Raw genomic sequence first — 3,977 nt, 5'->3', positions numbered from 1 at the left:
TTCTTGACTATGAGCGGATGCTGGACCCTGCTAAGTCCCGCTCCCAACCTTAGACCTAGGTTTAGTCACCGGCGGCTGGCGCGGCTGGAGCGCTTCCTTGGCCCGCTCCAGCTCCTTCGCCCCCGCCTCGGCCAGACGCCGGGCCTGCTGCAGCTGTTCGGGTGTCGGCGGCAGGCCAGGCAGCGGCGGTAGAGGTTCCCCGGGGAACCGTCCACCATCCGAGCCACAGCAGCTCGCAGCCGCATCTCTGGGTAGAGCCTGGCCGCGCACCACCGCTCGGCGTAACGCTTGCCCTGCGCCATGCTGGCCGCCCGAACGTTCTTGGTTTCCCACATCTTCCGGGCATCAAGGTGCACCCGAACGCCGCCGTCCTTTGCGGGAGTTACGTTGGCGATCTGCCGGCCACTCCACCACAGCACCCAGCCCTCCCCCATCTGGACCCAGCCAGAGGGTGGCGGTGCTGAGCGGAAGCCTTGGTAGCCGTGCGAGGGGAGCATGGCCGAAAGGATACGGCTACGCGTCGCAGATGCTGCGAACCAGTGGACTTGCCTCGCACGCTAAACGCTTCAGCTCTCACCTACACGTTGCGCACCCTGTCAAGAGAAACATTCTTAACAATTTATATGTAGCATCAGGGCACCAGACGCCTTGTGATCTACGTACATGACCTCCCCACAAGTCTTCCGGATCCTGCGGATCAGACCCATTCTCCAACTCAACGGAACGATGGAAGGGATCGCCTCGCTGCAATCCAAATGCACCGCTTGCGGAGACGAATCCAGGATGTCCAAAGGCTGCGGCCTTGAAGAAGCAGAGGGTGGCTTCAAGCTCACCTGCCTGGGCTGCAAGGCAACCGAGATCCTGACGCTTGAAGTGGCCCTGGGCCATTGGCATGAACAGACGCGACGCGATCGCATTCTTGCCCTCGCGGGCATCGTCCCCGATGACCTAAAGCGCCCCTAGGTCCCGAACCACCGCCCGGCCTTCGCTCAGCGCAGCAACCAGAAGCCTGCCACCTGCAACCTGGCGGCCGACAGCCTGATTGAGCCACGCCGCCTGTAGCCGGCCCGCAGCCAGCACGTCTACGAGCTCGAAGCTGTCAGGGACGCGCTCCAACGGCTCGCCCGGAGACGCCAGTCCCCCAACCAGAGGCTGCACAACCGCAGGGATCGCACTGTCGTGTTTGGCATAGGCTGTTGCCACGATTCGCCCGTTCTTCGCTGACCACCCACCGAGTACGAGCTCCGTGCCGAGAGCAGCTCGAGGCAGGTCGGCCTCAACAGCCGCCTTTTCGTATGCGGGCCAGAGCTTGTCGATCACCAGCCCCAGCTCTGCCATCAATTGCTCCATCGTGAAGTCCGCTCGGAAGCTCGCCTGCAGCGCCAACTCGTATATGCGAAGGAAGAATTGAGTTGATCCGCGAGTGGCCAAGACCAGGTTGTGCTGTGGGATCAAAAGCAGCTTTGCCCCAGCAGATGGAACTCGGGTAAAGGCGTCTTCTGCCAGAGTGTCCACAGCTACCAAGAGCTGGTCAGGACGTAGAAGAACGTTGAGGATGCTCATAGCGCATGCCGAAGGGCTCGCGCTGACTATCTCCGCTATTCAGCCACCTGTCCAGAGGTCCGTCATGCGAGCAACAGATGCAGAAATTCTCCAACGCCTTGAAGCCTGCGAAGCAGACCTAGAAGCGCACCGCGGCTATCTGAAAGCATTCGAGTACGGCCTTCGGGCAACCGTCATAGCACATCCCGAACCCGGAGCCTTGTCAAAGATCTGGACGCAGTTGCTTCCTGGAATTGAGGAGAAGCATGCGACCGAGGGCGGAGCCCTCTACAAGGCCGCGCTGCAGCAAGCACTGGCAGTCCTCACCGATCAGATTGAAGCATCATGCGGCGCATCTTCCGCAAATGGGATCAATTAGCGCGCTGGAGCTCCTTGATTGACGCCGCAGCAGCACGGGGCAAACGCACCAACGAGGGACCGCCCTAGCCGATCACCGCGACTTGTTGCTGGACCGCGACCTGCAACAGATCCATTCCCGTAGCGTTGGGAGCGGTCGCATCTCCTCGCTGGAAGAAGCTGGTCCAGTCAGCACTCGCCATCCGGGCAAGCTCTTGCGATTCGACCGGTAGCCACCGCATTGGCCAGAATGGCAATCGCCGACGCCCTACCCTTCCTCGCTGCAACTCTACGAGGCCGGAGTGGCTGCTTGCGCCCACCACCCTGGAATAAGCAACGGATAGGCCATCTTCCGGTCCTTCCAGATACTGCAGAAAGCGCTCGCCATCGAAGAGAAGTACGCCAGTTACGCCAGCGTCTCGGTTGAAGCGGGCGGCATCGTCAATGATGGAGCACAGCCTTCCTTCCGTCTGGCCCAATCCATCTGCAACGATCTCTGCGACAGCCTCACTTGCGTACACCACGGCTCGGATAGGCATAGGGACATCTCCCTGCGGGGCTCTATACCCTATCAATACTTGCCGAGGAATAAAGTGACGTGCAGGTCGAAAACAAAACAGTTCAGGAACGTGCGAAAACTGAATTCGTGGACGCGTCACTAGGAGCCCTACAAATGCCTGACACCGGACTCTTCTACGTACTGGCTTTGGACTACGGCGCTGACGACGCCCGAATCGGTCACGTGAACTCGATCACAATTCGATGCAACCAATGCCACCATATCACTCGCTTGAACAAGAGAATCGAGCGCATCGAGGGAGGTACGGTTCTGACCTGCGGGAAATGCGGGGCGCGACAGGCTATAAGCAACGCTAGGTTGGTCGAATGCGATCACAGCTTGGGACATGCCAGAAGTTGAGATAGCGGCGGCGAAATCTCACCTCTCCAAACCGGCCAGAAGCTGATGAAGCGCTCAACCGATGAAGAGCATTTGGGGCCGGCGAACTCACATTAGGGTCACATGGTTTGCAACCGTCCTAACACCTTCTCCAATAGCCTGTCGCCTCCATTCCTTTGGAGAAAAGCGATGGCAATCAAGACTGCGGAAGATCTTTTCATCCACGAACTGTCCGACATCTACAGCGCGGAAAAGCAATTGACAAAGGCGCTCCCCCGCTTGGCCAGGGCATCCAGCAACCCCGACCTAGCCGCGGCTTTCGAACTTCACCTGGACGAGACGCAGGGCCAGATCGAACGTATCGATCAGGTAGTTGAAGTCCTCGGCATCCGCCTGAAGCGCATCAAGTGCGCAGCGATGGAAGGGCTGATCGAGGAAGGGAAAGAGATCATTGACTCCGTCGAGGAGGGACCGGTTCGGGATGCCGCGCTGATCGGCGGCGCACAGAAGGTCGAGCACTACGAAATAGCGTCCTACGGCACCATTGCCGCACTGGCCAAGCAGCTGGGCTACAAGGATGCTCTGCCACTCCTGCTCGAGACGCTCGAAGAAGAAAAGGCTACGGACGAAAAGCTGACAATGATCGCCAAGGGCGGCGGCAACCAGAAGGCCGCCGAAGCAGCGTGAGCCTGCATGGCGGCGTAGCGGTCGCTATGCCGCCAATTTTCGCCAATAGCGCAAGCAAGCACCGCGACACAGCAGATGCAGGTGCCCCCCCTTCTGGAGCACAGACAATGAACGAGAAAAAGTTGCAGGACGAACTGCCGTTCAACCCGACGACCGACGTTGACGACGCATCAAAAGCCCATACACCTGACGTGCGTCRCAATGACAAGGCCAAGTGGAAAGAGCACGACATGCCCGAGGACGGCGGCGGGCCCAAGGCCACGCCTGAAGACTATGAACGTCCTGACCCTGACCCTACCGGCGGCCATCGGGGCTAGGAATCATCACCTGCTACATGCTTGAAGTTCACCGCAAAGGCTATTGAGATCTCGTAGGCTCATCTTCGATTGCGTTCGAAAACTGGGCTAAAGGTGTGACATGTGGCGACGAAATGGGTTGTCCTTGGTTCTGCTCGGCTTAACTCTCTTGTTCATCGGAGGGCAGATAGCAACTG

The 3,977-nt window shown here is 59.3% G+C and carries 6 protein-coding genes and 1 pseudogene; 4 read left to right on the top strand and 3 right to left on the bottom strand.

The window, feature by feature from the left end; genetic code table 11:
• Window positions 1-30: 30 nt before the first annotated feature.
• A pseudogene (locus AC1DJN_RS21035) lies at window positions 31-497 on the bottom strand (hypothetical protein).
• A 166-nt stretch (window positions 498-663) separates the two neighbouring features.
• Here AC1DJN_RS21035 and AC1DJN_RS21030 point away from each other — a divergent pair.
• Window positions 664-963, top strand: coding sequence for a hypothetical protein (locus AC1DJN_RS21030; protein WP_442251178.1), 300 nt, complete (start codon window positions 664-666; stop codon window positions 961-963).
• Here the strand turns inward: AC1DJN_RS21030 and AC1DJN_RS21025 are convergent.
• Complete coding sequence (locus AC1DJN_RS21025) at window positions 949-1,563, bottom strand: hypothetical protein (RefSeq protein ID WP_442251177.1); 615 nt, start codon at window positions 1,561-1,563, stop codon at window positions 949-951. The genes AC1DJN_RS21030 and AC1DJN_RS21025 overlap by 15 nt on opposite strands.
• 64 nt (window positions 1,564-1,627) lie before the next feature.
• Between AC1DJN_RS21025 and AC1DJN_RS21020 the strand changes: the two genes are divergently transcribed.
• Window positions 1,628-1,921, top strand: a complete 294-nt coding sequence (locus AC1DJN_RS21020) for a hypothetical protein (RefSeq protein WP_442251176.1) — start codon at window positions 1,628-1,630, stop codon at window positions 1,919-1,921.
• A gap of 64 nt (window positions 1,922-1,985) precedes the next feature.
• Here AC1DJN_RS21020 and AC1DJN_RS21015 read toward each other — a convergent pair whose 3' ends face one another.
• Window positions 1,986-2,438, bottom strand: a complete 453-nt coding sequence (locus tag AC1DJN_RS21015) for a BLUF domain-containing protein (protein WP_442251175.1) — start codon at window positions 2,436-2,438, stop codon at window positions 1,986-1,988.
• A gap of 548 nt (window positions 2,439-2,986) precedes the next feature.
• On the opposite strand from AC1DJN_RS21015, the gene AC1DJN_RS21010 reads away from it, so the two are divergent.
• Both AC1DJN_RS21010 and AC1DJN_RS21005 read left to right on the top strand, forming a co-directional pair.
• Window positions 2,987-3,484: a YciE/YciF ferroxidase family protein gene (locus tag AC1DJN_RS21010; protein WP_346585871.1), complete on the top strand. Its 498-nt coding sequence runs from the start codon at window positions 2,987-2,989 to the stop codon at window positions 3,482-3,484.
• A gap of 107 nt (window positions 3,485-3,591) precedes the next feature.
• Complete coding sequence (locus tag AC1DJN_RS21005; protein WP_478040084.1) at window positions 3,592-3,801, top strand: hypothetical protein; 210 nt, start codon at window positions 3,592-3,594, stop codon at window positions 3,799-3,801.
• Window positions 3,802-3,977 lie beyond the last annotated feature (176 nt).

This window comes from Stenotrophomonas sp. 05L414_2 (genome assembly GCF_056397905.1).
This window is presented reverse-complemented; position numbering and strand designations above follow the sequence as displayed.